Origin of the sequence: Actinomadura hibisca NBRC 15177 (assembly GCF_001552635.1) — a bacterium.
Lineage (GTDB): Bacteria > Actinomycetota > Actinomycetes > Streptosporangiales > Streptosporangiaceae > Spirillospora > Spirillospora hibisca.
This window is the reverse complement of the sequence record NZ_BCRO01000044.1, coordinates 97,525-122,824: the sequence shown is the minus strand read 5'-3', so window position 1 is coordinate 122,824 and position 25,300 is coordinate 97,525. Positions and strand designations below refer to the sequence as shown.

The 25,300-nt window shown below is 67.0% G+C and carries 16 protein-coding genes; 6 read left to right on the top strand and 10 right to left on the bottom strand.

Annotation, left to right across the window (positions count from 1 at the left end):
* Positions 1-86: 86 nt before the first annotated feature.
* Positions 87-1,073 carry a UDP-glucuronic acid decarboxylase family protein gene (locus AH6_RS22095; RefSeq protein WP_067482834.1) on the top strand — a complete coding sequence of 329 codons (987 nt, stop codon included), beginning with the start codon at positions 87-89 and terminating at the stop codon, positions 1,071-1,073.
* 23 nt (positions 1,074-1,096) lie between these two features.
* On the opposite strand, the gene AH6_RS22090 is transcribed toward AH6_RS22095, so the two are convergent.
* Entirely contained in the window at positions 1,097-1,297 is a 201-nt protein-coding gene (locus tag AH6_RS22090) for a hypothetical protein (protein ID WP_067482832.1), read from the bottom strand.
* Between the two features lie 171 nt (positions 1,298-1,468).
* Between AH6_RS22090 and AH6_RS22085 the strand changes: the two genes are divergently transcribed.
* The 3 genes from AH6_RS22085 to AH6_RS22070 all read left to right on the top strand — a co-directional run bounded on the left by AH6_RS22085 (position 1,469) and on the right by AH6_RS22070 (position 5,252).
* Positions 1,469-2,056: an LOG family protein gene (locus tag AH6_RS22085; protein WP_067482830.1), complete on the top strand. Its 588-nt coding sequence runs from the start codon at positions 1,469-1,471 to the stop codon at positions 2,054-2,056.
* A gap of 674 nt (positions 2,057-2,730) precedes the next feature.
* Entirely contained in the window at positions 2,731-5,025 is a 2,295-nt protein-coding gene (locus tag AH6_RS22075) for an N-6 DNA methylase (RefSeq protein WP_157431626.1), read from the top strand.
* A 17-nt stretch (positions 5,026-5,042) separates the two neighbouring features.
* Complete coding sequence (locus tag AH6_RS22070; protein WP_067482824.1) at positions 5,043-5,252, top strand: hypothetical protein; 210 nt, start codon at positions 5,043-5,045, stop codon at positions 5,250-5,252.
* A gap of 237 nt (positions 5,253-5,489) precedes the next feature.
* Here the strand turns inward: AH6_RS22070 and AH6_RS22065 are convergent, their stop codons facing one another.
* The 9 genes from AH6_RS22065 to AH6_RS43935 all read right to left on the bottom strand — a co-directional run bounded on the left by AH6_RS22065 (position 5,490) and on the right by AH6_RS43935 (position 24,178).
* Positions 5,490-7,223: a DUF262 domain-containing protein gene (locus AH6_RS22065; protein WP_083983321.1), complete on the bottom strand. Its 1,734-nt coding sequence runs from the start codon at positions 7,221-7,223 to the stop codon at positions 5,490-5,492.
* A gap of 12 nt (positions 7,224-7,235) precedes the next feature.
* On the bottom strand, positions 7,236-8,210 hold the full coding sequence (locus AH6_RS22060; RefSeq protein ID WP_067482822.1) for a hypothetical protein: 975 nt from the start codon (positions 8,208-8,210) through the stop codon (positions 7,236-7,238).
* Positions 8,200-9,462, bottom strand: a complete 1,263-nt coding sequence (locus AH6_RS22055) for an AAA family ATPase (protein WP_067482820.1) — start codon at positions 9,460-9,462, stop codon at positions 8,200-8,202. The genes AH6_RS22060 and AH6_RS22055 overlap by 11 nt, the downstream gene beginning before the upstream one ends.
* Positions 9,463-9,483: 21 nt before the next feature.
* Positions 9,484-11,577 carry a DEAD/DEAH box helicase gene (locus tag AH6_RS22050; RefSeq protein ID WP_067482818.1) on the bottom strand — a complete coding sequence of 698 codons (2,094 nt, stop codon included), beginning with the start codon at positions 11,575-11,577 and terminating at the stop codon, positions 9,484-9,486.
* Positions 11,577-12,884 carry a BREX system ATP-binding protein BrxD gene (gene brxD, locus AH6_RS22045; protein ID WP_067482816.1) on the bottom strand — a complete coding sequence of 436 codons (1,308 nt, stop codon included), beginning with the start codon at positions 12,882-12,884 and terminating at the stop codon, positions 11,577-11,579. The genes AH6_RS22050 and brxD overlap by 1 nt, the downstream gene beginning before the upstream one ends.
* 18 nt (positions 12,885-12,902) lie before the next feature.
* Positions 12,903-15,773, bottom strand: a complete 2,871-nt coding sequence (gene pglZ, locus AH6_RS22040) for a BREX-2 system phosphatase PglZ (RefSeq protein ID WP_067482814.1) — start codon at positions 15,771-15,773, stop codon at positions 12,903-12,905.
* Positions 15,773-19,654 (bottom strand): BREX-2 system ATPase PglY, encoded by a 3,882-nt coding sequence (pglY, locus tag AH6_RS22035; protein ID WP_067482812.1) that lies wholly within the window; start codon positions 19,652-19,654, stop codon positions 15,773-15,775. Before pglY ends, pglZ begins: the two co-directional genes overlap by 1 nt.
* 30 nt (positions 19,655-19,684) lie before the next feature.
* Positions 19,685-23,269, bottom strand: coding sequence for a BREX-2 system adenine-specific DNA-methyltransferase PglX (pglX, locus tag AH6_RS22030; protein WP_067482810.1), 3,585 nt, complete (start codon positions 23,267-23,269; stop codon positions 19,685-19,687).
* A gap of 675 nt (positions 23,270-23,944) precedes the next feature.
* The gene (locus AH6_RS43935; protein WP_157431625.1) at positions 23,945-24,178 is read right to left on the bottom strand and encodes a hypothetical protein; all 234 of its coding nucleotides are present in this window, start codon (positions 24,176-24,178) and stop codon (positions 23,945-23,947) included.
* A gap of 71 nt (positions 24,179-24,249) precedes the next feature.
* Here AH6_RS43935 and AH6_RS22025 point away from each other — a divergent pair, with 71 nt between their 5' ends.
* Positions 24,250-24,942: a DUF5753 domain-containing protein gene (locus AH6_RS22025; protein ID WP_157431624.1), complete on the top strand. Its 693-nt coding sequence runs from the start codon at positions 24,250-24,252 to the stop codon at positions 24,940-24,942.
* Between the two features lie 30 nt (positions 24,943-24,972).
* Positions 24,973-25,281, top strand: a complete 309-nt coding sequence (locus tag AH6_RS22020) for a DUF397 domain-containing protein (RefSeq protein ID WP_307190394.1) — start codon at positions 24,973-24,975, stop codon at positions 25,279-25,281.
* The last annotated feature ends 19 nt before the right edge of the window (positions 25,282-25,300 follow it).

The following is a 25,300-nucleotide window of genomic DNA, read 5'->3' as shown; positions in this document are numbered from 1 at the left end:
GAATCTGCTCTAGGCATCTCTGAGCGCGTTTCAAGGCGACGCTGCCACCGTCTGCTGTGCAACTTCCCACCGACAGGAGGCACGGGATGGCGGGTCGGGTCATCGTCACGGGCGGCGCGGGATTCGTCGGTTCGCATCTGTGCGAACGGCTCCTGGCGGACGGGGACGAGGTCGTCTGCGTGGACAACCTCCTCACCGGGCGGGTCGAGAACATCGCGCGGCTGGCGGGCGACCCGCGCTTCACGTTCGCGGAGGCCGACGCCGCCGAGTTCGAGTACGCGGGGCCGCCGGTCACCGCCATCCTGCACTTCGCCTCGCCCGCCAGCCCGATCGACTACCTCCGGCTGCCGGTCCAGACGCTGATGGCGGGCTCCGCCGCGACCAAGCGGATGCTCGACATCGCCCGCGAGCAGGGCGCGCGCTTCCTGCTGGCCTCGACGTCGGAGGTCTACGGCGACGCCCTGGTGCACCCGCAACCCGAGTCGTACTGGGGCAACGTGAACCCCGTCGGGCCGCGCAGCGTGTACGACGAGGCGAAACGGTTCGGTGAGGCGCTGACCACCGCGTACCGCAACGTGCACGGCGTGCGCACCGCCATCGTGCGGATCTTCAACACCTACGGGCCGCGCATGCGCCGCGAGGACGGCCGCGTCATCCCGGCGTTCATCACCCAGGCGCTGGGCGGACACCCCCTCACGGTGACCGGCGACGGCCGCCAGACCCGGTCGCTCTGCTACGTGGACGACCTGGTCGAGGGCGTGATGCGGATGATGCGGTCCGAGCACGCGGGCCCGTGCAACATCGGCGGCACGCACGAGGTGACCATGCTGGAGCTGGCCCGGCTGATCCGGGACCTGGTCGGGTCGGACTCGCCGGTCGAGCACGTCGCCCGGATGGCCGACGACCCGCAGGTGCGGCGGCCCGACACCGCGCTCGCGCGCGAGCTGCTGGCGTGGACGCCGCGCGTGTCCCTGGCGGAGGGGCTGGTCAGCACGGTCCACTGGTTCGGCGGGCAGGAGCCGGTCGCGGCGGGCCGGGGCGTCGTCGAGGACGAGGAGGCCGGGCCGTCCTGACGCCCGGCGGGGACGGGGAAGGATCACCGCTGGAGCTGCCGGACCATCCCCTCGAACGCCTCCCGCTCGGCGGGGGTGAGGGCGTCGTCGGGCTGCTTCCCGCGGATGGAGTCGAGCATCTCCGGCAGCGTGGACGTTGTGGGCACGTACGCCGACAGGCCGACCAGCACGAGCCCCTCGTAGCAGTGGCGCAGCAACGTGCGGAGCGTGCGGCGTGCCGACATGGACGGCCTCCTGGGCGGGGGACTTCGGATACCGATCCGTATCCTCCGGGCCCGTCCTCGACGCCCGCTCGAAGCCGCCCGGCGGCGGCCGCATAACCTGAACCCCCGCGACCCGGCGTCCCCGGGCCGCCGTGCGAACGGATCGTCCCCTGACCCCGGGAGTTGAGGCTGATGTCGGCCGTCTGCGTCTTCTGCGCGTCCTCCAGCAAGATCGACCCGAGCTACCTGGAGCTGGCCGCCGAGGTCGGCGCGGAACTGGCCCGGCGCGGGCACGGCCTGGTGTCGGGCGGGGCGCGGGTGTCGTGCATGGGGGCCGTCGCGCGGGCTGCGCGCGAGGGCGGCGCCCGGACGGTGGGCGTGATCCCCGAGGGCCTGCGCGACGTGGAGATCTCCGACGAGGACAACGACGAGCTGGTCGTCACCCCGGACATGCGCACCCGCAAGGGCGAGATGGACCGGCGCAGCGACGCGTTCCTGGTGCTGCCCGGCGGCATCGGCACGCTGGAGGAGCTGTTCGAGATCTGGACGGCCCGGGTGCTCGGCATGCACGACAAGCCGGTGGTGATCCTGGACCCGACCGGCGTCTACGAGCCGCTGAAGGAACTGATGAACGGCCTGGCCGAGCAGGGCTTCGTGCGGGCGAAGGCGTTCGACGCGGTGAGCTGGGCGACGACGGTCCCCGAGGCGTTCGACCTGCTGGAACGCTCCCAGCCACGCATCGAGCCGACGGCGGAAGACTACGCCGAAGCCGAACTGTAGGGGCCCGCTCCCTCGATCAGGCCAAAGAAAAACAGACCTCGCACGGGCTGAGGCCGCGTGACTGCGCGACCCGCAACGCCAGCTGTTCCGTGTCGTGAAGGTTCATGCCCATGCGCTCGGCGTAACGCTGGCCGTCCCGCAGAGCGAGGCAAGCAGTGGACTTGTGGAAGGACCGGCCGCCGCCGGTGACGTGGACGTGGGCGGTCAGCCCTTCAGGAACGGGGGAGCATCCAGCTTCGGCGCACTGACCGGGCAACAGCTCATGGATGCAACGCTGCTCTGTTGGCACTGGCGGGTCCTCCTTCACTGGGCGAGCGTTCGCAAGAACACCGTCCACTGGGTACGTCGTCATCATTCTCCCGGAGGGGCGGCGGTGCTCGTCCCGCAACCAGGCCCCCAACCTGGCGGAAGGTGCCGCTGAGGCGCGCGCCGGGGCTGCTAGACAAGTGGCAAGAGGGTTGTCAGTTGAAGTGCCGCTTGAAGATTTTTGAGATGAAGAGTCAGATGGAGTTCACTCTTTTGAACTGGGGTTCTGCCAAGAAGGGCTAACTTCTCGCGTCATGGTAATCAATCCACGGCAGAACGCGCATTGCGATGCGCATCACTGACAATCTAGGGTTCCTCCTACGCTCACCACCATGACATCGAACGTGAGTCGATGAGGAGGAGCACTGGTGGAAGAACCCGCCGAGCCGATCGACGGCCTGGTCTCCCGGAGCGAACTCGCCCGGCTGGCCGGGGTCGGACGACCGACCGTAACCCACTGGGCAGGGCGGCACCCTGGCTTTCCCCGACCTGTCGTGTCGGAGGGAGTCGAGCACCTGCCGCTGGCGCAGGTCCTGCGCTGGCTCGACGGACGCGGCATCCCCGAACGGAGCCTGATTCCGAGCGAGGGCGAGACCACCGGAACGACCTACGCCGACCGGGTCCGCCGCCGCTGGCTCCATGACGTGCCCCCGACCGCCCCGCACATCGGGTCAGGCCAGACGTCCCCATCGGCAGCCGGGCGCGATCTGGATGAGCTGTTCGGTCCGCTGGCCAAGCGGGTCACGGGAACCGGCGACCTGCGGGACTACCTCACAACGCTGGTCTGCCTCTTCTTCCTGAGCCGGCATGCTCGCGCTGAATGGGCAGAGCTCCAGGACAGGGTCAACGAGGCAGCCGCCGACGAGGCCGACCCAGGACCGCTGCTGCGCGTCATCGGCGAGGCCGCCGACCGCGTGCTGCCGCGCCACTCGCTCACTCCCGGCATGCGGGCCGTCTTGGGACGGCTGCGGCCGGAGTCCGCCAACGACGTGCAGCGGGTCTTCCGGATCTGCGGCGAGCTGGACGGCGAGGCGTTGCGGCCCCTGCTCGACCAGTTCGAGAGATGGTCCGGCCAGGGGGATGACATCGTCACCCCCCGCGCGGTGGCCCGGCTGATGGCCCGGATCGTCCGCCCGGACAACGGGGAACGGTGCCACGACCCGTTCCACCGCCACGGCGAGATGCTGGCCGCCGTGGCCGAGACGAACCGGGACCTCACCCTCACGGGCGAGTACCCGGACGGGGGCATGCAGCGGCTCGCCGGGATGAGCACGATCCTGCTCGGCGCTCCGGCAACCCTCACTGACGGGACGGCGGCCCCCTGGGACCGGCCCGGCGGACCGTCGCCGCGAGCCGACGTCGTCCTGACCAACCCTCCGTTCAACCACCGGTCCGGGGCCACCCGCCGCCGCCCGGACGAGGCGTGGCCGTTCGGCCCGCCGCCCAAGGGCAGCGACAACTACGCCTGGCTCCAGCACACGGCCGAGTCGCTGCGGCCGGGCGGCCGGGCAGGAGTGATCATGCCGAGCGGGGCCGCCGTCTCGCAGGATCGGCAGGAGCAGGCGATCCGCCGCATGATGATCGAAGAGGGGGCCCTCACCACCCTGGTGGTGCTCCCGGCCCAACTGTTCGCCCAGACCAGGATCGCGGTGCACGCCTGGATCCTCACCGCGCCCACCGGGACCTGCGACGAGGTCCTTTTGATCGACGCGCGCCGGATGGGAACCCGCGTCGGCGACCAGCGGGTCCTGTCAGAGCAGGAGACCGAGGCGATCACCGAGTGCTACCGAGCCTGGAAGGACGGAGCGTCTGACTACGAGCAGCGGCTGGCCGGGGCCGGACGGGCACTCGCGGTCACCGCCGAGCGGCTGCGCAAGCAGGACCACTCCCTCAACCTGGCGGACTACCTCGATGACGTCCCGGACCCCACGGCAGGTGGAACGGAACTCCACACTCCGTACCCGGCCCGGTCGCTGGAACCGCTGGTGGACCGCACGCACGACGCGGACCGCAAGGTCGCGTCGCTGCGCGTCGAACGCAACGCGGTCTCCGGCGACCGGGTCACACGGCCGCTGGGCGAGCTGTGCGAGATCCAGGCTGGCCCGAGCCACGCACTGCTCAAGCGGGCCGAACCGGCGGCAGACGGGGTGCCGGTCGTGATCCCCCGCCACCTGCGCGACCGGCGCGTCGTCGCCGTCGAACCGGAGCTGCTCTCCTCGGCGTCGGCCGACCGGCTGCGCAAGTTCACACTGCGGGCGGGGGACGTCCTCTACACCCGGACCGGCACCGTCGGCCCGACGGCGCTGGTGACCAAGGAGCAGCACGACTGGCTGTTCGGCACCAACCTGACGCGCCTGCGCCGCCGCGCCGACGCGCCCGACCTCGACATGGCCTACCTGCTGGCCTTCCTGTCCCTGCCGTCCGCCCGCCGCTGGGTTTTGGAGCGCGCCGGCATGACGACCGCCATCCCCTCGATCAACACCAGGACGCTGGGCCGCCTCTCGATCCATCTGCCGCCCCTCGCCGAGCAGCAGCGGATCAGCCGGGCCCTGCTCGACATGGACGAGCAGATCACCGCCCACCGGGCCCTGGCCGACGCCGCCGAGCACACCCGCACCGCCTTGGCCGAGCACCTCGTCAGCGGCCTCGCGACCCTTCTCTGACCAGACAGGAGCCCCCCATGGAAACCTCGACACCGGACCGGCAGGTGCGTACCCTGCTGACCCTGGCGGTGGTGCAGTTCGGCGTGATCTGCGGACTGGCCGCCGGAATCCTCTTCAAGATCGACGGGAGCACGCTGCCCGCGGCCACCGTGTCCGGCTGCACGGCGTTCGCCAGCGGCGTCGTGCTCGCCATCACGCTCTTCCACTTCTGGAACAAGGGGGCCTGACAGAGCCGCAGCCCGTACGGCGGCCCCCTCATCGACGCAGCGGGACGAGCGGAGCAGCGTGCCGGGCCCGATCACCAGGAACACACCAGGACGGGGCCCGGCACCTCCAGCCGGGCCCGGCTCCTGGCGGCGATCGCGCAGACGCAGATGCCGAACAGGGCGAGCATCGTCCAGCGCCAGTTCAGCACGCTGGGTGCAGGTGGCGCCAGCGCCCGGTCTGGTCGGGGCGCCTCTTCATCACTCGGTGTCGATCTCCGCACCGCCGGGATGTGTCGATTCCTTGGCTTCGGCGATGGAGCTGATGAACCGCTGCTCCAACCGGGTCAGCTCTGCGGCGCGCATGTCGATGAACCCCTCATGACGCCCTGCCTGCAGGAGATCGTAGGCGTCGCGGCTGATGCCGAGGATGCCTTCAGCACAAGCACGGTCCAGGCTGAGGAGCATGTAGTCCTTGGCCGGAATGCCCGGGGCGGCGGCGAGCACGACCCGGTTGGCCGGATGCGGGCCGTTGGCCAGTCCCGCCTTGTTGCTGATTCTGCGGAAAGCCGCGGAGTCCAACTGGCGGATCGCGTCGATCGCCGGATACTCCACGCCGTCCACCGCGTACCTGACCGGGAACTCCCGCAGTTCCCACAGCAGGTAGGCGCGGACGCGGGCGCTGCGCAGGTCGAACCGGTCGGGGAACGGCCGGGGGCGCTGGTCGGTGAAGTCGAACATGCCCTGCCCGCCGGCGAAGTCCCGCAGGCCCTTGTCCCCGGTGGCGAACGTCCGCATGTCCTGGATGGCCTGGCGGCTGGTCGTGGAGTTCATGCCGGCGAACCAGCCCGACCACGAGGTGATCCAGAACCAGCGGATCAGTCCTTCGCGCTGCCCGTCGGAAGGCTCGGGGCACAGGTGGAAGAACAGCGCGAGCAGCATGAGCTGGTTGTTGTAGGGGATGAGCCGGGCGATCGGCACCTCCACCCGGTCGCGGAGGAACGCCACCGCCAGCGCCAGCGCCTGATCGGTGTCCTCGACCGCCTGGGAGACCTTGCCCTCGACCTTCCTGGCGAGGACGTCCCAGCGCGCGCCGGTGACCTCCTCCTCGCCCGCGACGGCCAGCACGGCCTGGAAGGCGGTCTTGGAGCTGATCTCCCCGAAGCCCTCGGAGGCGATGCGCTCCAGGATCGTGTCGATGCGGTTGGCCAGGCTCTCCTGCCCGTCGCCCTTGTAGGTGAGCGCCGAGACCATCTGGTCGGGGCTCATCGCCTGGCCCTTGCTGTTGACCCGGGAGAACACCTCGACCGCCTGGGCCAGGCTTCCACCGACCAGCGTCACGACCGAGATCTTGTACGACTTGATGCGCTGGGCGACCCGCTCGGCCTCCTCGATCAGCAGGTCGTACTCCCGGCCGTCGTGGCTTTTGGCGAGGTTGCGGGCGTAGGAGAGGAAGTCGAGCGTCCTGCGGACCGAACTCACCGGGAGGTAGTGCGCGGGCGGTGGTTCCGCCTTCTTCCAATGCACGTACCGGTTGGCCCGGGAGTCCCTCTGGTTGAGGACCCGGTAGACCTGCCACAACCACGGCGGTGTCTTGTCGTCCTGGACGAGGTTCTGGCCTTCGGACAGGTACAAGCAGGAGTAGAGCGTGGAGATCCGCTGGTGTCCGTCGAGCACGTAGCCGGTCACCTGGCTGGGGGCGGAAGGGACGCGCAGCCCGCCGACGTGGTCGAGGCTTTCCAGCTCCAGATCGGTCTCCCAGAGGAGCAGGCTGCCGATGGGATAACCGCGTTCGATGCTGTCGAACAGGTCGAGCATCTGGTCGGGCCGCCAGACGAACGGACGCTGGAACTGGGGGATGCGCAGCTTCCCCTGGTGGACGTCGTTGAGGTAGTTCTCCAACAGGTTGACGTCCGGCCGCACACCGATCTCACCGCCGGTCCCCTCGTACTCTCCGGAACCGGTCAGTCCGTGCTCGTCCTCGTGAGTGGCCATGCCGTCTTCCTACTAAATGATCCGATCGATCAGTGCGAGGATCTCACGTAGCTCGTCGCACACGCCTGAACCGAGCTCGGCGAAGTCCCGCTCCTTCAGCTTGCCCGCTTTGGCCTCTTGCAGGAGGAGGCCCGTGAGGTCGTCGCCGAAACCTTTGCGGAGCGCGACCACAGTGGTGCCTGGCAGCGAGGCGTAGAGCTCCTGCTGCTCACTGGGCACCTCAGGGCCCGGGGTCTTGCGGGCCTGAAATCCCTTCTTCATGTCGAAGTAGGCCCGCTGCTCGGGGATGAGAGTGCGCAGGCTCTGCATGCGTTTGTCGTGCTCCCCCCGCTGCTGCTTCGGAACGGTCACTGCGGCGAGCACGTGGTTGGGCACGTAGTTCTCGACTTCGCGGAAGTGCAAGATGTGCCCGCAGATGCCCTCGGCGCGCAGTTCGGCCACGACCTGTTCATGCTTGGAGGGCTCCGTGGGAGTCCAGCGGTCGCTGTCGAGGAGGAAGACCACACGCTTGAGGTGCCGGAACTCCGTGGCCTCATCCCGCACCACCTTGGGCACCTCGCCGCTCCCGCCGCCCTGAACGAACTTCAGCCAGCGCTGTTCACACGCATCGATGATCGTCTGGGCGCCGAAGACGTGTGCGACGGCGAGCAGGAAGTCGCGGTCGCCTTCACGGTTCTCCACCACGACTCGGGCAGAGGCTCCAAGGTCGTGCACGAGGTCGCTCAGGTTCTCGCGGGTGACCGTCACGTCGGGCGGCTGGGGAGCGGTGGACGTCCACTCCTGGCTGGCCAGTCCGAGCCGCGCCAGTTCACTCCAGTCCGCCGCCCTGGTGGGGGCGTGCTTCTGGAAGTAGGCGTCCATGACATCGAGGTCGGCGGGGTCCACCACCACCCAGTCGTGCCGGCCTTCGAGGAAGTAGTGGACGAGTATGACGAGAAGTTCGTATCCGTCGCCGTCAAAGGTGTCGGCCGATAGTTCAACCCGCATTTCTCTCCCGGCTCAACCGGATCTGGGTCAGCTTCTTTGCCTCTTCGAAGTCCTCGGAGAAGACGCCGGTGGGCCAGTAGTCCAGGCTGCCGACTTCGTCGATATGGATACGGCGGGCGTGGGAGGCGCCTTCGTGCTGCTCCACGAAGTACACCGCCACGTCGTCGGGCGAGATCCTTCCCTCGGCGATGCGGCGGCGGAGGCGGAGCAGCAGGGTCTCGCTGTGCGTCTCGATCAGGAACCGATTGTCCTGGGAGGCGGCGGCGATGAACAGGTCGGCCAGTACCGGATGGAAGGCGGGATGCAGGTGCAGCTCTGGCTCTTCGATGATGTCGAGGGCGCTGTCGAGGGATTGGCCTTGGTCGATGTCTCGTGCGCGTTGCACGAGTAGTGGAAGGACCTGTGCCACTCCGGTTCCGGAGTCGAGCAGGTTCACCGCCAGCTCGGAGTCGATGGTCGAGCGGAGGATCACCGCGTAGAGCGGCCCCTGCGACTCGACCTCGATCTGCCACTCCGTCAGGCCCGTGTCGCTGCGGAGGAGTTCGTTGACCTTCGCGATGAGCTGGCGATCGCCGCGAACGTGATCGTTGATGAGCATTCCGACGGCGTTCTCGCCAGCCGGGCCGACGGTCTGCGCCATCTTTGACGGCAGTCGGGACAGGCGCGTCGGGCGTTGCCGGTACGGACCTATGTAGCGGATGTTTCTGAATGCGTCGCGGGAGGCTGCCTCGATGGTTATTTCTTCAAATTTTGCTTTTTCGTCAAAAGAAGGGATCAAGCCAGAGAAGACGGCTGTGCCTTCGTCGACCGGTTCTCCGTCTTGGATGTATGTGTAGAGGTTCGATACTTTTCCATCCGACGGTTCCCAGACATATCCTCGGCGGGGAGTGCTGTGGAGTACGTCCAAGCGGCTGACGATCTGGCTCTTTACTTCATCGACGTTCTGGATGGTCGCCTTCAGCCCGATGAGGATTTCATCCCCGGTGGCGCTGAACTCCAGGACGAGCGGCCGGTGCATGTTCCGGCCATAGACCAGGTCCAGGAACTCCGGCGGGTCGTCCCCGAGCATGTCGAGATCGAGGGGAAGGCTCGATGAGGTGAGGACGCCGGCCTGAAGGATCAGCGGAAGGCGGGTGATCGCACTCTTGCCGGAGTTGTTCTTGCCGAGGACGAGGGTGATGGGGCGGAGTTCGATCTCTTGCCGGTCCTTGAAGCAGCGGTAGTTCTCGAACGCCATGCGCAGCAGGGCCATGAGCCAACCTTAACGAGATGATCAGGGTGGAGGGATGACGTTGAATCGGCTCGGCTCCCCGAGGACCGTTTCGGCGGCGGGCAGGTCGGCCAGGCGGGTCGCCATTGTCGCCGTTGCCAGGTGGTCGGGGAGCGCGGCGGAGAACTTCAGGCCCCGGACTGCGCGAGGGTCGATGTCGGGCAGGACCAGTGGCGCTTCGGCGCAGGCCGCTTTCCACATCTCCGGCGTAAGGTTTTCGCGGAGCCGCACGTAAAAGTCCGTGGGGCGTTGGATCTGGTCGCTCACCGAAGAGAGCGTGGAGGTCAGGGTCGCGTTGGCGCGGTAGCCCGCCCACGTCCACCAGCGCACGTCATCCCCTGAACGTGTGATGACCAGGCCCGCCGGGTGAACGGAATCGGGAGCCCTCTTCTCCCGCAGTTCGGCCAGGCGGGTGGTCGCCCGGCGGGTCAGCGCGACGGGCGGGTCGGCGCCCAGCAGGACGTCCCGCATCGCCCGGGTCAGGGCGAACGACAGGCCGCCGATGGCGTTGGTCGTCCACTTGGCCACACCGCCGCCGTGGTCGACCGGTTCGACGAAGCACCGGCGGCGTTTCCAGTCGATGTAGGTCGCCTGCCACGTGCGGCCCGCCAGGAGGAGGCGGCGGGGGCCCTGGCGCTCCTCGGTGAGGACCGTCGGGTCCGTTTTACCGATCTCGGTGCGGCCCGACAGGACCGTGAACTGCGGTGGAGCGGTGAACGAGGCCGTCAGTTCGATGAAGTGCCGGTGGCCGAACCTCTTCTCCGCCTCGGGGCCGATGAACAGCAGGCCGTTGTCGGAGTCGAGGAAACCTTCGTTGACCAGGTGCCGCAGGATCGGTTCGGCCGAGCGGTCGAACGGCGCCAGGCCGTTCCACTGCTCGGACCACAGCTTGTCGCCCACGCGGTGCTCCTGGAGCGTGACCGCGAGGATCTGCTGGGCCACCAGGTGACGGGGCGAGGGCGGGGCCATGACGTCCTCGACCCAACCCTGGCCCCACAGGTACAGCAGGCCCGCCGCCTGGAGCAGCATGTGGTCCCTGGTCGCCAGGAACAGGCAGGAGCGTTCGGTGCCGGGACGGCGGCCGGAGCGGCCCAGGCGCTGGAGGAACGACGCCACCGTGTCGGGGGAGTCGATCTGGATGACGCGGTCCAGGTCGCCTACGTCGATGCCGAGTTCCAGGGTCGATGTCGAGACGATCACGCAGTCGCGGGCCTCGGCGAACGCCTCTTCCGAGCGGTGGCGCTCTTCGGCTGAGAGGGAGGCGTGAGAGAGGAACGTGGTCACGTCGCGGGCGCGCAGGGCCGCGCCGAGTTGCTCCACCTGGGCTCGGGAGTCGCAGAACACCAAGCGCTTTTCGCCCTGGTGGAGAGAGGCGATGACCTTGGCGGCGTTCTCGATCGAGCCGACGTAGTCCAGGTCGATGCGGGCGGGGGCGGAGGCCGGGGCGGTCTCGGGGGCGACAACCTGCGCGGGACGGGTCGGCGCGGATGCGCCCTGCAGCCAGGTCAGGAGTTGGCGGGGGTTACCGACCGTCGCGGACAGGCCGATGCGCTGGATGGGACGGCCCGTCACGCGGGTGAGGCGCTCCAGAACGGCCAGCAGGTGCCAGCCCCGGTCGTCGGAGGCGAAGGCGTGGACCTCGTCGATGATGACCGTGCGGATCCCGCCGAGCAGGTGGGCGTGGTCGGTCTTGTAGCTGATGAGCATGGACTCCAGCGACTCGGGCGTGGTCAGCAGGACGTCCGGCGGATCGGCGCGGATGCGGCGGCGCTGGGAGTCGCGGGTGTCGCCGTGCCAGAGGGCGGCACGGCGGCCGAGCCACTGGGCGTACTGGTCGATGCGGGGGGCCAGGTTGTTGAGCAGGGCCTTGAGGGGGCACAGGTACAGGACTGAGACACCTCGCCAGTCCTGTTCGGCCATCGCGGTCAGGACCGGGAAGACCGCCGCCTCGGTTTTGCCGCCGGCGGTGGGCGCGAGGAGGATCGCGTCGTCGCCGTCGAGGAGCGGGGCGACGGCTTGGCGCTGCATCGGGCGCAGGTCCGGCCAGCCCAGGGTGTTGACGATGTGATGGAGAACGACCGGGTGCAGCCGTTCCATCAAAGGTCCAGTTCGACGTCGTCCGCGGTCAGGTTCCGTTCGACCTCGGTGAGTTCGGTACCGGAGACGGTGAGGGTGTAGTGGGCGCGCGGGTCGAAGTCGGGGAACTGGTCGATGCGGTCCAGGACGTCGCCGACCAGTTTCTTGAGGAACAGCCGGGGCGCAACGCCCACCTTGCCGCCGAGGGCGCCCCCGACCGCGCGGGCCAGGTCGGTGACGTAGGCGTCGTCGGCGAGTTCCTTGACGCGGTCGGGGGCGTCGGCGCCGGCGGCGTACAGGTCGCGGATGGTGATGCCGAGGCCGGTCAGCGATTCGAGGGTGAAACCGGGCAGCCGCACCTGGACGGCGCGCGGATTGTCGAAGCGCGGATCGGTGGTGAAGTCGGTGGCCAGGCGTTGGGCGAGCGGAGCCAAGCGCTGCACGCCCTGGCGGCCGTCGTAGAACGCGGGCGTCCCGGTGATCAGCAGGTAGAGGCCGGGGAAGCGGCCCGAGTGGACTTCGTCGATGAGCTGGCGGAGCGCGTTGAGGGCCTTGTCGCGGGCGTCGGAGCGGACGCGCTGGAGCGTTTCGACCTCGTCCAGCACGACGAGGAGGCCGGGGTGACCGGAGTCGCGCAGAACGGTGAGCAGGCCCTGAAGGAAGCCGAGCGCCCCGAAGTGGTCGAGGTCGCCGCGGACGCCGGCGGCGCGGCGGGCCGCCGCCGCGACGTGCGGTTGGCCGCCGAGCCAAGCCAGCACGGCCGCCGCCGTCGCCTCGTCGCCTGAGGCCAGGGCGTTGCGGTAGCCGCGCAGTGCGGTCGCGAACGACGGGGCGTGCCGGGACACCTCTGCCAGGCGCGCGGTGAGGAGCCCGTCTACCTCGGCGGGCAGGTCTTCTTCGGACGCCCCGTCTGCCAAGGCGTCCTCTTCGAGTGCGTAGAACCACGCGTCCACCACTGGACGCAGCGCACTCGGCGGGAAGGCAGCGGTGGCCAGGCGCTCGGTGAGCCGCCGGTAGACGGTCTCCAGGCGGTGCAGCGGCGTCTCGGTCTCTGAGATCTGGATTTCGGCGACCGCGAAGTTGCGGCGCTTGGCGCGCTCACCGAGCCACCGGGTGAAGAATGTCTTGCCGGACCCGTACTCGCCGCGCACCGCCTTGAACACCGATCCGCCGGAGGCAACCGCGTCTAGCTCGGCGTCGAGCGCGGCCTCGAACCGGTCTAGCCCCGTCGCCAGTAGGTCGAGGCCGCTGTCGGGCACCGCGCCGCGCCGCAACGCGTCGATGACAGCGCGGCGGCGGGCGACGCTGACCTGGGTGCTCACGTTCATCAGTGTCCCATCAGCCCGTCATGACAGGCCGAACTGATCGCGCAGCAACGCGATGTTCAGGCGGAGCGTCCGGCCGTCGGGGAGGGTCTCCAGCACCTGGACGCCGTCATAGTTGAGGAGCTGCCCGAGCACGGCGGCGAAGCCATCGGCGCGAGTGATCGGATACCCGACACGCTGCGCGAGGGCGGTGACGGGCAGCGTGCCCGACTCCAGCAGCGCCTGCACCGCGGCCTCGACCTTGTCCATGGGCGGTTTGCGGGCCAGCAAACGCACCTGGTCTCCGAAGATGACGGAGCCGAGCAGCGCTGTGGCGAGAGGGATCTCGACCGGTTCCATCTCCGGTGCCGCCTGCGGAGCCTCAAGCCGGCGGGGCTCCAGATCGAACAGCGCCTCGGAGGACGACGTCACCTCGACCGGCGGTGACGGTGCGCGCGTCGCGGTGACGGGCGCGGTGCTGGTGACGACGAGCGGCTGCTCCTCTTCCAGCCGCCACCAGAAGGGGCGCGGGTCGCCCAGTTCCCGCCAGCCCTTCGGCGGCTGGGCGTTGAACGGCAGGAACGCCAGCACCGGGATCGCGAACTCCGCCAGCGCCGCACCACCGTGGTAGCCCGCCTTCTGCGCCGTGTACCGGGCGTCCCGGTTCCACAACGCCACGATCCGCCCGCCGGGCGCGTCGGCGACCACACGCGGTCCCGACAGTTCGATTTCGGTCTCGGGGTCGACGGCGGAGCCGCCGGGCAGCCGGTGCCGCGCGGAGGCGACGTTCTCTCCGGCGACCTTGAAACCGTGCCGGTCCACGACATGCCCGTGGTCGCTGGTGACCAGTACCGCCATTTCCCGATGGGCGGCCTCCCGCAGCAGTTCGCGCAGCTTGCCGACGTCGTCGAGCCGCCAGGTGGCGTCGCCGAGCTTCTGCTCCTTGGCGAGCCGGTCGTCGATGGTGTTCAGCACGACCGCGACGTGGGCGGTGTCGTCGTCGAGGGCGTCGGTCAGCGCCTGCCCGAACGGCGATCCGGCGGTCTCGCCGCGCAGGTCGTCCTTGTGGAAGGCGGTGGCACGCGCTCCGCCCCAGAACTTGTGCTGCGGGAACAGTCGTTTCTCGTCGGCCTGGCCGCCCTTCATCAGTGCGGCGGTCAGCAGCGAGGTCCGCGACACCGCGGTCAGGGTGGGCAGGGCCGCGGCCATCGCGCGGCGGCGCGGGGGCGCACCGGCGGAGTCGGACACCGGGTCGAACTCGGCCCAGTTGCGCCGCAGCTCTCCGGCGAGTTCGGCGGCGATGGCCGCGCTCAAGCCGTCCAGCACCAGCAGCAGCACGCGCCGGCCGGGCTTGCCGGTCGCGATCGGCTTGACGACGCGGGGCAGGAACGTCTCGGCGGTCAGCATCGAGCCCGGATCGGTGCCCGCCGCCGTCCACCCGGCCAGGATGCGGGCGAAGGACCGGTCGATCTGCTTGCGCCGCTCGCGGACCCGTTCGGCGATCCGGTCGTAGGCGCCCTTCAGGACCGGGTCGGGGTCGCCGCCCGCCTCGATGTGGTCGAGGGCTTGGTCGGCCCAGCCGGTCTCGGCCATGTGCCGGTCGATCGCCGCCGCGACCGTGGGGACGTCGGTGGCGGGTTCGATGGCGAGCCACCGGTTCAGGCGGGCCGCCATCTGCGCCCGTTCGATCCGGACGCGGGCGTCGCGGACGGCGGCCAGCTCATGGGCCTCCAGCGTCCGCAGGCAGGCCAGGATGCCGTCCGGCTTTTCGGCCGCCAACGCGTTGCCCATGGCGGTGAAGCGTTCGGCCAGACCGGCGGGCAGCACCGAGCTGTGGCGGACCTGCTGTTCGATGCCGAACTGCCGGGCCAGCTCGGAGGCCCGGCCCAGGATGGTGTCGGTGACCCGCCGGGCCGCGCGCCCGCGGTCGCCCTTCTCGTCGGCTCGTCCCACGGCCAGCAGCGCCGTCACGAACTCCTGGCAGGACCGCCCGAACCTGTCCAGGAACAGGTCGAGGGTCTCCCCGGTGACGGGCGGCGAGTCGCCCAGCCAGCGCTCGACCCGTCCCCGGGCCTGGTAGACCGAGACGTCGTCGGGGGCGTCCAGCCAGAGGGCTGCGCACAGCAGCCCGAACGGCACTGCGTCCGAGCCGTGCTCGGCCTCGACGAGCGCGAACAGGATCCGCCCTGCGGTGCCCGCCTGCTCCTCCTCGCTGAGGAAGGAGATCAGCCCCTCGCGTTCGGGGCCGCGAAGACCCCGCAGCCGTCCCGGGCCGCCCGCGGCGAGCGACCAGCGCAGCAGCGTGTGCGTGTCGAGGCCGTCGCCGCCGGGCTCGCCGGTGCCGGGATCGGAGTCGTCGGTGTCATAACGGCCCAGCCGCAGCCGCCGCAACGCCAGCGACGACAGCGCGGTGCGTCGCGACAACATCCCGCCCGCGAGCCGCGGCCAGCCGCCCGGCGGGGTGGCGTCCAGCAGCGCTTCGGCGGCCCAACCGGTCTCACGCAGCCGCGAATCGACCTGCTCGGCCCCGAACGCCTCACCGACGACGCCCCAACTGTCGACGGTCTCCACCCGCTTGCGGTGGGCGCGGGAGAGGATCGCCGGGTCGAGTTCGTTCTCCTCCCGGTCGGTCAGTACCACCAGCATCGCCGGGCCCTGGGCCGCCGGCGCGAGGTGGTCGAGCACCAGTTCGTGGACCGCCAGCGGGGAGGGTGCGGCGACGACCCGGGCCTGCTGCCCGGTTCCCCAGGACAGCTCGGGCGGGCCGTCCCAGTCGGGAACCGAACGCAGCAGCACGATCCGTCGCTTCTCCTGGACGGTCAGGTTCTTGCGTGCCGCCAGGTACTGGGTGACCGTCGCGACGGACAACCGCATCGCGCCGGTGCGCGGGGTGTCGATGGTGGAGACGGCCATCAGCCCACGACCCGCCAGGTGATTTCGATGGTGGTGTTGGCGGGCAGCTTCGCCAGTTCCTGGTTGAGCGTGGCCGCCGCGTCGGCCGCCCTGGTCTGGCGCTTGCCTTGCCTCGGTACGGACACGGGCTTGATGTCGTCGGGATCGTCACTGATGGGAGGGATGTCGGAGCCGCCTCCCAGCTTGACCTTGTCGGGGTCCGTCTTGAGCGGAGGTGGCGGGGGAGGCGGAGGCGGGCAGATGGGCGGCGTCCGGTCGCGTCCGATGAGTTCAGTGACCTTGCGGCGGGTGTCGTTCAGCGCCTTGACCAGGTCGGCGGTCCGCTGGTCGACACAGGCGATGCCGCGCAGCGACTCCAGGAGCGCTTCGCCCTCGGCTCCCCGGCCCTGGGCGAGATTGATGACGTCCCAGGACGCTCCCGCCAGCGCTTGAGCGACGGCTTGAGCCTGCTTGATGGACGTGCCGTAACGGTCGGCGTTCACCTCGCACAGATCGAAGCGGGCCAAGGCCTCGATCGTCTTCTTCGCGCCCGCAGTGCCCTGGCCGCCGGACTCCAGCACTTTCAGCAGTTCCACCGACCGGCGCGCGATCTGGAGACGCCCGCTGTCGTCGGTCTCGTCCAGGCCGAGGAACGCGGTGTGCTCCTCCAACTGCCGGACCAGGTTCTCGGCTTCGCTCTTGTAGGTCTGGGCGGCCTCGATGATCTGCCGGGCGAACTGGTTGACCATCCGGCCGCGCAGCAGCGTCGGCGCGGGCTTGCCGAACAACCGCTGGTAGCGGTCCCCGGCGGCCTCCCAGTCCTGTTCGCTCGGCAACGGCTGGGTGCGCAGCGCGTCACCGGTCTTGATCTGGTGCAGGTCGGGGCCGGGCGTCATCGTCACGCCGTTGTGGACCCAGACCCGGTCGTCCATCTCGGCGAACGACGCCACGATCAGGTTCGCGAGGAAAGGCGGCAGCCCACGTGGGTGCGGCTTGTCGATCCAGTCGGTCAGCTTGATCAGACTGAGGTCGCCGGTCACGCCGTCGTTCTTGGACATCCGCCGGAAGTGGTCGGCCCACTGGAGCGACAGCGTGAAGTACGCCTCCTTCTGCGTGCCGAGGCCCAGCGGCCCGACCAGCCGTGCCATGAGCTTGCGGTCCTTGGCCGGAATCTCGGCCTGGTTCTTGGGCGACTCGGCGGCGGCACGCACGTGCCCGAACACCGTCTTGGCCTCCGGCAGCTTGACGGGCGAGCCGGTGTGGTCGGGGTCCAGGTCGGGGTGCGCGGAGAACTGGGCCGCCAGCAACTGGCCCGCGATGTGCCGGATCGCGTCGCGCATCGACTGCCCGAACTGGACCGTCAGCCCCGGCAGATCGGGTAGCGGCTGAAGATGCTGGTCGAAGTCCAGCGCGACGTGCGCGGCCTCCTTGGGCTTGAGCCCGTATGCCTGTTTGAAGGCGTCTTTGACCTGCTTGAGCAGGGCTTCGCGCTGGCTCTCCAGCAACCCCTTGGCGCGCTCGCGCTTGTCGGCATTCATCCCGGAGGCGTACTGAGTGGCGAAGCGCTGTGCGTCGGAGAGGGCCTTGTCGATGATGACCAGACGCTGGAAGTCCTCGAAGCGCTGCGCCGACAGGTGCGTGGGCAGCCACGCGACGGTGCGGGCGGGCTCGCCCTGCCGCTCCCGGATCTTGTTCATGCGGAGGACGTCCTCGACGGGGCCGTAGTTGCTCTCGTCGAACGGCAGGTCCACCACGATCCGCCACCGGCCGTCGATCTGCGGCACCAGGTCGTGGTCGGGCAGCTCTTCGTCATCGGCCACGTTCCCGAAGATGACTTCGATGGTCCGCTCGGTGCCCTTCCACACGAAGTTCAGCTCGTCGCCGCCACCGAGCCGGCCCTCGGTATGGGCGACGCCCAGTTCCTCGATCAGCAGGCGGCGGGCCAGCGCGCCGCGGTTGCCGCGGTTGTTGTTGACGCGGGCGTTCTCGATGATCGAGTCCACGTCCACGCCGGTCAGCTCCAGCCGCACGCCGGGGTTGGCGGGCGTGCCGGTCGGCTTGATCTCGGGGAAGCGGGCCGCCCACTCGGCGACCTTGTTCGTGATGATCCCGATCTCGCTGCCGGGGATCGGCGCGGTGACCGAGCCGTGGTTCAGCGCGGCCAGCCGCCGGATCGTCAGCTCGTTGAGCGCGGGCACGCTCGGTGCGAGCGCCGACAGCAGCAGTGTGCAGACCAAGCGGTTGTCGCCGGTGAAGACCTTGCAGCGCTGCCGCAGCCGCGGATCGGTGATCGAGTCGGAGGCGTGCAGGTAGCGCTGGACGTCGTCCTCGGTGATCTCCTGGGAGTTCAGCAGGTAGGGGCGCAGCTTGGTCCGGTAGAGCTTGTCGGCGGCGGCGAAGACCACCTTCAGGTCGTCCACGAACGGCTTGTCGCCGCCCCTGGCGATCACCGGGTAGAGGTCGCCGAGCGCGATCAGGTCGCCCAGCCGCAGCAGGTCGCGGCCCGAGGCCAGCAGCTCGCCCATCAGCTTCAGACCGGTCCGGGACCGTTGGAGCGCGGAGGAGATGTGGACGAGGGTGTCCATGAACGCGGGGGAGAAGGGGTAGCTGAGCCGGAACGATTCCTCGTCCGCGCCGGTGGTGCTCTTGTCGGAGCCCAGCAGCGTGTCCCAGATGTTGGGGCCGAGCCGCTTGGTCTTCTCGAACGCCTCGTCCACCAGCCGGGCCGCGTCGGCGTCCTTGGGCGTCAGCAGCCGGGCGTGCGCGATCTGCGGGAGGTTCCGGTCCTCCAGCTCTATCTTGTCGAAGCGGCCGGACGCCTGGTTGAGGGTGTCCTGGATGGCGGCCTCGGCCGCGCCCGCCGACGCGCCCTCTCCGACCAGCTCGCGCAGGTCGCGCTGCCGGGCGATGAAAGACACGACCGGGATCGCGCGCCGCGCGTCCCCACCCTCCACGAAGTTGGTGATCTTCCCGGCCTCGCGCGCCACGAGCCTGGAGTCGTGGATCATCGTGGCCAACCACAACACCAGCTCGTCCAGGAACAGGATCAGCCCGTCGTAGCCGAGGGTCTTGGCGTGCCCAGCGATGATCGACAAGCCCTTGTCGAGGGAGACGAACCCGTGCTCGTCCTCGGCCGCGTTCTGCGCGAAGCCGGGCAGCAGGTGGGTGGAGGCGTCCTGAACCAGCTTGGCGCGTAGCTCGGCGGGGGTGGAGGGTTGCAGGAGGTCCAGCGCTTGGTCGTCCTCGTGGGACTCCTCGGCGTTCAGAGCTTGGTCGAGCAGGAGAGACGTCCAGGCGAAGGAGTCGCCCCATTCGTCCTCGTCTTCGTCACCGCCGCCGGACAGGCTGAGACCGCTAATCACGGCCTGATCGCCCATCTGATCGCGCAACCGGCGGATGTCGGCGAACAGGGCGTCGCTGCGATAGACCTGTGGAGTCGGCGCGTCCGGGTGCAGCGTTTTGACGTACTCGACGTACCGGCCCAGCACGCGCTGCTCCATAGATTTGGCGCCGAGCATGTGGTACGGGACCAGCAGGAACTTCTTACCGTCGGTCTGGAGCCATTCGTGGCGGGTCAGCACCGAGTCGAAGTCGGACCTGCCCGTCGCGGTCCGGTTCCCCGACAGCAGCGCGTACAGCACGGCCATGAAGTGCGACTTACCGGAGCCGAACGAACCGTGCAGGTAGGCGGCCTTGGACGCATGCCCGTCCACGGCCGACTTGATGAGGTCGAGGGACTCGTTGAAGTTGTCCCGCAGACGGTCGGTGACCACGTAGTTCTTGAGAGCACGCTCGGCTCCTTCGGTCGTGGTGGCCTCGGCGAGGCTCAGCACGTAGTCCGAGGTGGAGACCTTTTCCGGGATGTCGATGACCTCACGGAGCAGCGGGGGGTGCTGTGACATTTCTTCTCGTGTCCTTCCGCTGTCCGGGAGTTACTTCTTGGTCGCTCCGCGACCCCTCGTGGACGGATCGGGCCGCCACGTGCGGAGGGCGTCGTCGGTCAGGCCATGCTCGCCCTGCATCTGCTGTCGGTAACTGTTGAAGTACGCGGCAGGTGAAACGGCGTAGAGGGGGTCGAAGTCGTCGTGCCACTGGTTGAGCCACGGCTGGAGTTCCAGCAGCCCGGCGAGGAAGGGGGCGATCTCGTCGCTCGACAGAGCTTGATTGGTGACGTAGGTCGCGAGCGCCAACGCCTGCTCTTGGTGATCCCATCCGGCCCAGCCGAACAGTTGGGGCTGACCGCCGAGGGCGGTCGGATAGGAGATGAAGCGTTCCTTGGGCACATCGAGCTTGCCTCGGGCCCGCCAGTACGACGGCTTGAGGAAATCGGCCGAGGTGTATTTGGGAGGGGCGGGAATGGAGTCCCGGATCTTCCTCTTGAGGAGTTCGTCGGACGCGGCGTCTTCTTGGCGCTGGAGATCCCAGACGTGCTCCCAGCTGGCGCGCTTCTTGAGCCCGGAGGGCTTGTAGCGCAGCGACGGCAGGAAAGGCACGTGCTCGTCGGCCATGAGTCCGATGACGACCTTGGAAAGCTCTTCGTGCGGCCGGTAGAGCTTGGCGACGGAAACAAAATCGTCGTCGCGGGTCAGCATGTCGATGAGCCTGGAGAGGGTGACGAGGGCGGGAGCGTCGATCTCGTCGAACCAGAGCTCACGCTTCTCGATGCGGTCCAGTAGCCAGGAGCGGAGGGCTTTCTCCTGGAGGGAGTCCCAGCCTTCGGCGGCCCAGCGACGCTTGTATTCGGGCCGCTCGATCATGTTGATGGCGCGGGAGGACTCGATGGCGTCGATGCGCTTCTGGACGGTCTGGCGGTAGGGCTCGGGCCAGTGGGAGGGGATTTCGGTGATGGGAGTGGAGCCGTGCCGTTTGAACCACTCGCCGGAGGCTTCGCCGTTGGCGACGTGGCGGGCTAGGGCGATCTCAAAGGCCCGCTCGCCGAGGGCGAGGTTGGGGACGTCCTGCTCAGGGGCGCGTAGGTCTTCCGGGTAGAGGCCGTAGAGGGAGTAGACCTGCCAGTCCAACTCCTCTTGAAGAGCAATCATATTAGCGCGCGCTGATTGCCATTTTGCTTGCGATTCTCTCACCTTGGAACTAGTGGGTATGGTATTCAAATCACTGATTGAGAGTGCGGCAGTTGAAACCTCCTGAGATTTATGATTAAGGAGGAAGGGGATGGAGGTAGGATATGTCGTCGGAAGGGGAAAGCGTTCGATGTTTGTACTGTTAAATTGATAGAAGCGTTCCCACTCTGTACTGGTAAAGCCTCCGCCTTCGCCGCGAATCCCCTTGTCATGGCAATTTAGCTTCAGCCATAGGCAGGCAGTTGAACTATTGAGAATTCCCATAAGGGCAATGTGGTAATCTTCATTTTTATATCCGGTCAACTTAATTACTGGCGCCGTTTGTTTGAAGACCCCATGATTGCGGCTTAGTGAGAAGTGATTGTGTGTGGCAACTTCTGCAAAAGATATCCCGAGCGGAGACGAAAAGCGTTCTGGATGCCACCTGCTCCATTCATACCAAGTGAGGCCGACTTGCTCGTGTGTTCCGCCGGGCTCTCTGCGTTGGCGAAGGGTTGCTCGCTGCGGCCAGAGTTTCTTGCTAACGTCTAGCGTAAGCTCGGCGGCAAGAGAGGAGGAGTAAGGGAAGATCGATTCTGTGACGGGAGAGATGTTCCAGTCTCTAACTCGGTCGCCCTCTATTATTTGCATGATGTGTTCTGGGTTAACGCCGAAACGGTACCACGTGCCGATAGGGGCAAAATATGAAGGGTCGCTACCGGTGTGGGTGTAGCGACCGATTGTTTTTTGGTTAGCCTTCAACTTCTCTCTTGATTTGATATTTATTTGCTCGATCATCTCGAGGCCGCCGTCTACTAGCACCCATGGCTGCTTCGCAAAATAACGGTTTCGGTCGAGATCTTCGCAGGAGACCCATTGGCTTCTTGAGCCCGGCTTGTCAATCAGTTCAACGATTGCTGACCAGACGAAACCAACATCTCCATCTTCCGGTACGGCCGGTTCGCCTTGAATGCTCCGTACCGTGCGGACCGTACTTGACCTATTGGCCCCAGACCGCCTAGTGCCGATCAGAATTACTGTTGGTGTCCCGTGGCCGGCAATGTAAGCGCCAGACGTGTCAATAACTTCGGCTAGTTCTACTTGATGCCCGAAGTAATTTTCGATGAGCTTAGATCCGAATTCGCGCTTCATGAAAGAATTGGCGGTGATCTGACCGACTCTGCCATAGCCACGTTCGGCCTTGCCTTGCTTGGCCAACTCGAAGAAGCGTTGAGCAAATGGCACTGATAGTGCATACGTTCCAGTGCACGCATCGTATAGTTGACGATATAGTTTATTGAGGCTTCTGTCCTTTACTACAATGTAAGGTGGGTTTCCTACTACAGTGTGATAGCGTCCTGGCTGTAGAATATGTGGAAAATAGTGAACGTCCTCAACGTCATAGATGAATTCGGCAAGTGAAATATCAGTCTTATCGCTAGTTATAGTTAATGCAAGTTGACGATCACTGATTAGTGAATCGCCAGTGGCCAGGTTTATAGGCCAGTCATACGCGGAGGCTGCCGAGAGAGTGCGGATGCTGGCAGCAGCCATGGCTGCGATCAGTAGGCGGAAGCGAGCGATGGCGACGGCGAACGGATTGATGTCCACGCCGTGGACCGAGTTGAGCGCTTCGCGGACCTGTTCAGGTCGGTCGCGGCCGAGGGGCTTGTCCTGCCAGCGGCGGAGAAGGCGGTGGAAGGCTCCTAAGACGAAGTGGCCTGAACCACAGGTCGGGTCGATCATTTTGAAGTCTTCGTGGCCGAACTCGCGGAGGGCCGGATCCATCGCTCGGTCGAGGATGAATTCCTCGACAAAAATTGGCGTTTGGAGCAAGGCAAAAGTTGAGCGGGCCTCCTCGGAAAGGTCCTGATACAGGTCACCGAGGAAACGGGTGTCCCAGCCTTCAGTGCCGTTCTCTTTTAGAGGGTCGGTGAAGTCGTGAACCAGAGAACCATGATCGTCACGCATCTGCCAGAAGGTGATGAGAGCGCCTGCGGCATCGTGACTGATCGGGATCTGGAAGAGCGGGTTGTGGTTCGGGTCGAAAAGCAGCCGTCCGGCCGGACCTGCGCCGAGTTCCGCAAAAGCTTGTTCGAGCCAGCCTCGGTAGGTCGGGTCATCGACCTCATCGACATACGCCTCGTAACGGATACGGGCGAGGACCTGGCGGTCAGGGTCGGGTGCTGCGAGATACGGCTCGGAAATGAGCCCATTATCCTCAGTAAAGCGGACAAAGACTGTGCCGAGCACCCAGGCGACGGCGGCCTGCGTGATGCGTTCGCTCAGCCAGGAACCCCAAGACGCCGAGGTGCGGTTGATCTTGCGCGCCATGGCATATTCCGACCGTAGGCGCGCATCAGTGTCGGGCAACACCTTGACCTGTTGCACCAGATCGTCTTGAAGATTCTTAACTTCTTTCCTTAGACCTTTCAGCAGAGCTTTACGGTCGATCATGAGGGGGGTCCGATCAACTGTGGAACTCCGGACGGTGTCCGGGGTACAGGTTATCGGCTAACCCTCCAAAAAGGGAGAGGTGTGAGAAATTATATTGGCTTACCTCGTTTTGATCATGGCCATCGACCATTTGTTCGACGCCAGCCCACGGCTCCTCGCCTTGCTGCAGGCCGGGTGCGGCTTCTCTTCCGTAGCGCCTTTAAGAGGGGTGGTCTTCGGAGGGTTTGCAGGTGGTTTGCGCCTCCGGCGCCGCGGCACGCGTCAGGTGGAACCCAAAGGTTCATCAGTTCGTCTGAGGTGGCTTCCGCCACTGTTGTGCGTCCCCTGACCTGCTCTGGCCGATCAAGGCCACCAATGTTTCGAGAGTGACGGCCTCCAGTAAGCGCCCGCCCCGTTGGGTCGGTACGTAAGCCCACCAGTGGTTGGTGTGCTGGCCCCACCGGGTGTGAACTCCGGGGAAGCGGAACTGGATGCGAGCGATGGCCGTCTGGTGTGCCTGTTCGATGATCGGGACCGGACTGGTGACGGGCGCGAGTGTGCGGTGGGACGGCGCGGGTGGTGTGCCCGAGGGGGTGCCCACCACCCGCGCCGTCCCCACCTTCCCCCAAGGGGCCGCGTTGGGGGACGCGGCCCCATTCCCCGGCGGCCAGGCGGCTCCCCACCCTGCCTGGTCCATCACCGGAGGCTCCGTGCGGGGGCCCGGCCGGCTTCTGCAAGCAGTGCCTTGCGCGGCTCGTCGGCGTCCGAACGGATCACCGTGGGGTCGACGCCGTGGGCCGGATCGTGGAGGCTTGCCACCCAGTCGCCGAGGAGACCGTCGGAACGGACCGATCGCCAGATTCGGTGACCGGTGAACTGAGTACGAAGTTGATTAATTTGTTTCGCTTCAAGATCTGCTTGCGTGCTCATGGCGGCCTCCGCATCTTCGCCTTTCTTGGGCCAAGCATGAGAGGAGCAGATTACCTTCGCTACGTTCTCCCTTGAAGCGCAACAAAGAGGAGTGGATGGTGAGCGCCCGAGACTCGCTCGATCCGGCCGGTTCGCTCTGGGATCTCATGGCCGTTCAACTGCGCAGACACCAAGAGGAGCACAAGATCTCCGGAACGGTGTTGGGTAGAACCCTCGATCTTGATAGGTCGAGTGTTTCGCGCCTTGAGTCCGGTGGGATGAAGTTGCAACTCAAGCACGCGAAGATCCTCGACGAGGAATGGCGGACCGGCGGCCTGTTCACATCCCTGGTCGGATTCGCCATAACCGGGCATAATGCCGAGTGGTTCAAGGCGCACCTGGAAATGGAGGTGCGTGCGTCGGAGTTGAGGATCTGGCAGTTGGCCTGGATCCCCGGCCTGTTCCAGGCCGAGGCGTACGCGCGGGCCTCGTTCGAAGGGGCGGGCTTGCAGGACATCGACAACCACCTCGCCCAGCGGATGCCGCGTCAGGAGATGCTGAACCGCAAGAACGGCCCACTCACCCGCGTCATCCTCGATCAGGGCATCATCGAGCAGCCGGTCGGTGGCCCCGAAGTCATGTACGAGCAGCTCGCGGCGATCTTAAAATGGGCGAAACGACCGAACATCACGTTCCGGATCGTCCCCCGGAGCGCGGGCGCACAACATGTCGGCCGGGACGGCTCCTTCAAGATCATGAACGTCGGGCGTAACGAGGTGGCTTAGGTCGAAGCCCACGGAGGTGGAAGACTGGTCATGGATATGACAGAGGTCCGTTCGTTCCGGTTGTGGTTCGACCGCATCAGCGATCAGGCCCTACCCGTCGATGCCTCGATCGACGTGATCATGCAAGCATGGAGGGGTTCAGTGGCTCCCGTCTGGCGTAAGTCCAGCCGTAGCAGCAGCACGTCTGGCCAGAGCGACTGCGTCGAAGTTGCGGATCTCGCAGGAAACATCGGCTTGCGGGACTCCAAGAACCTCGCGGCTCCTCACCTGCTGCTCGCCCCTACCGACTGGAGCGCGTTTGCTCAGCGTGTGAAACGCGGCGAGTTCGACTTAACCTGACCCCAAGCACCGAACGAGC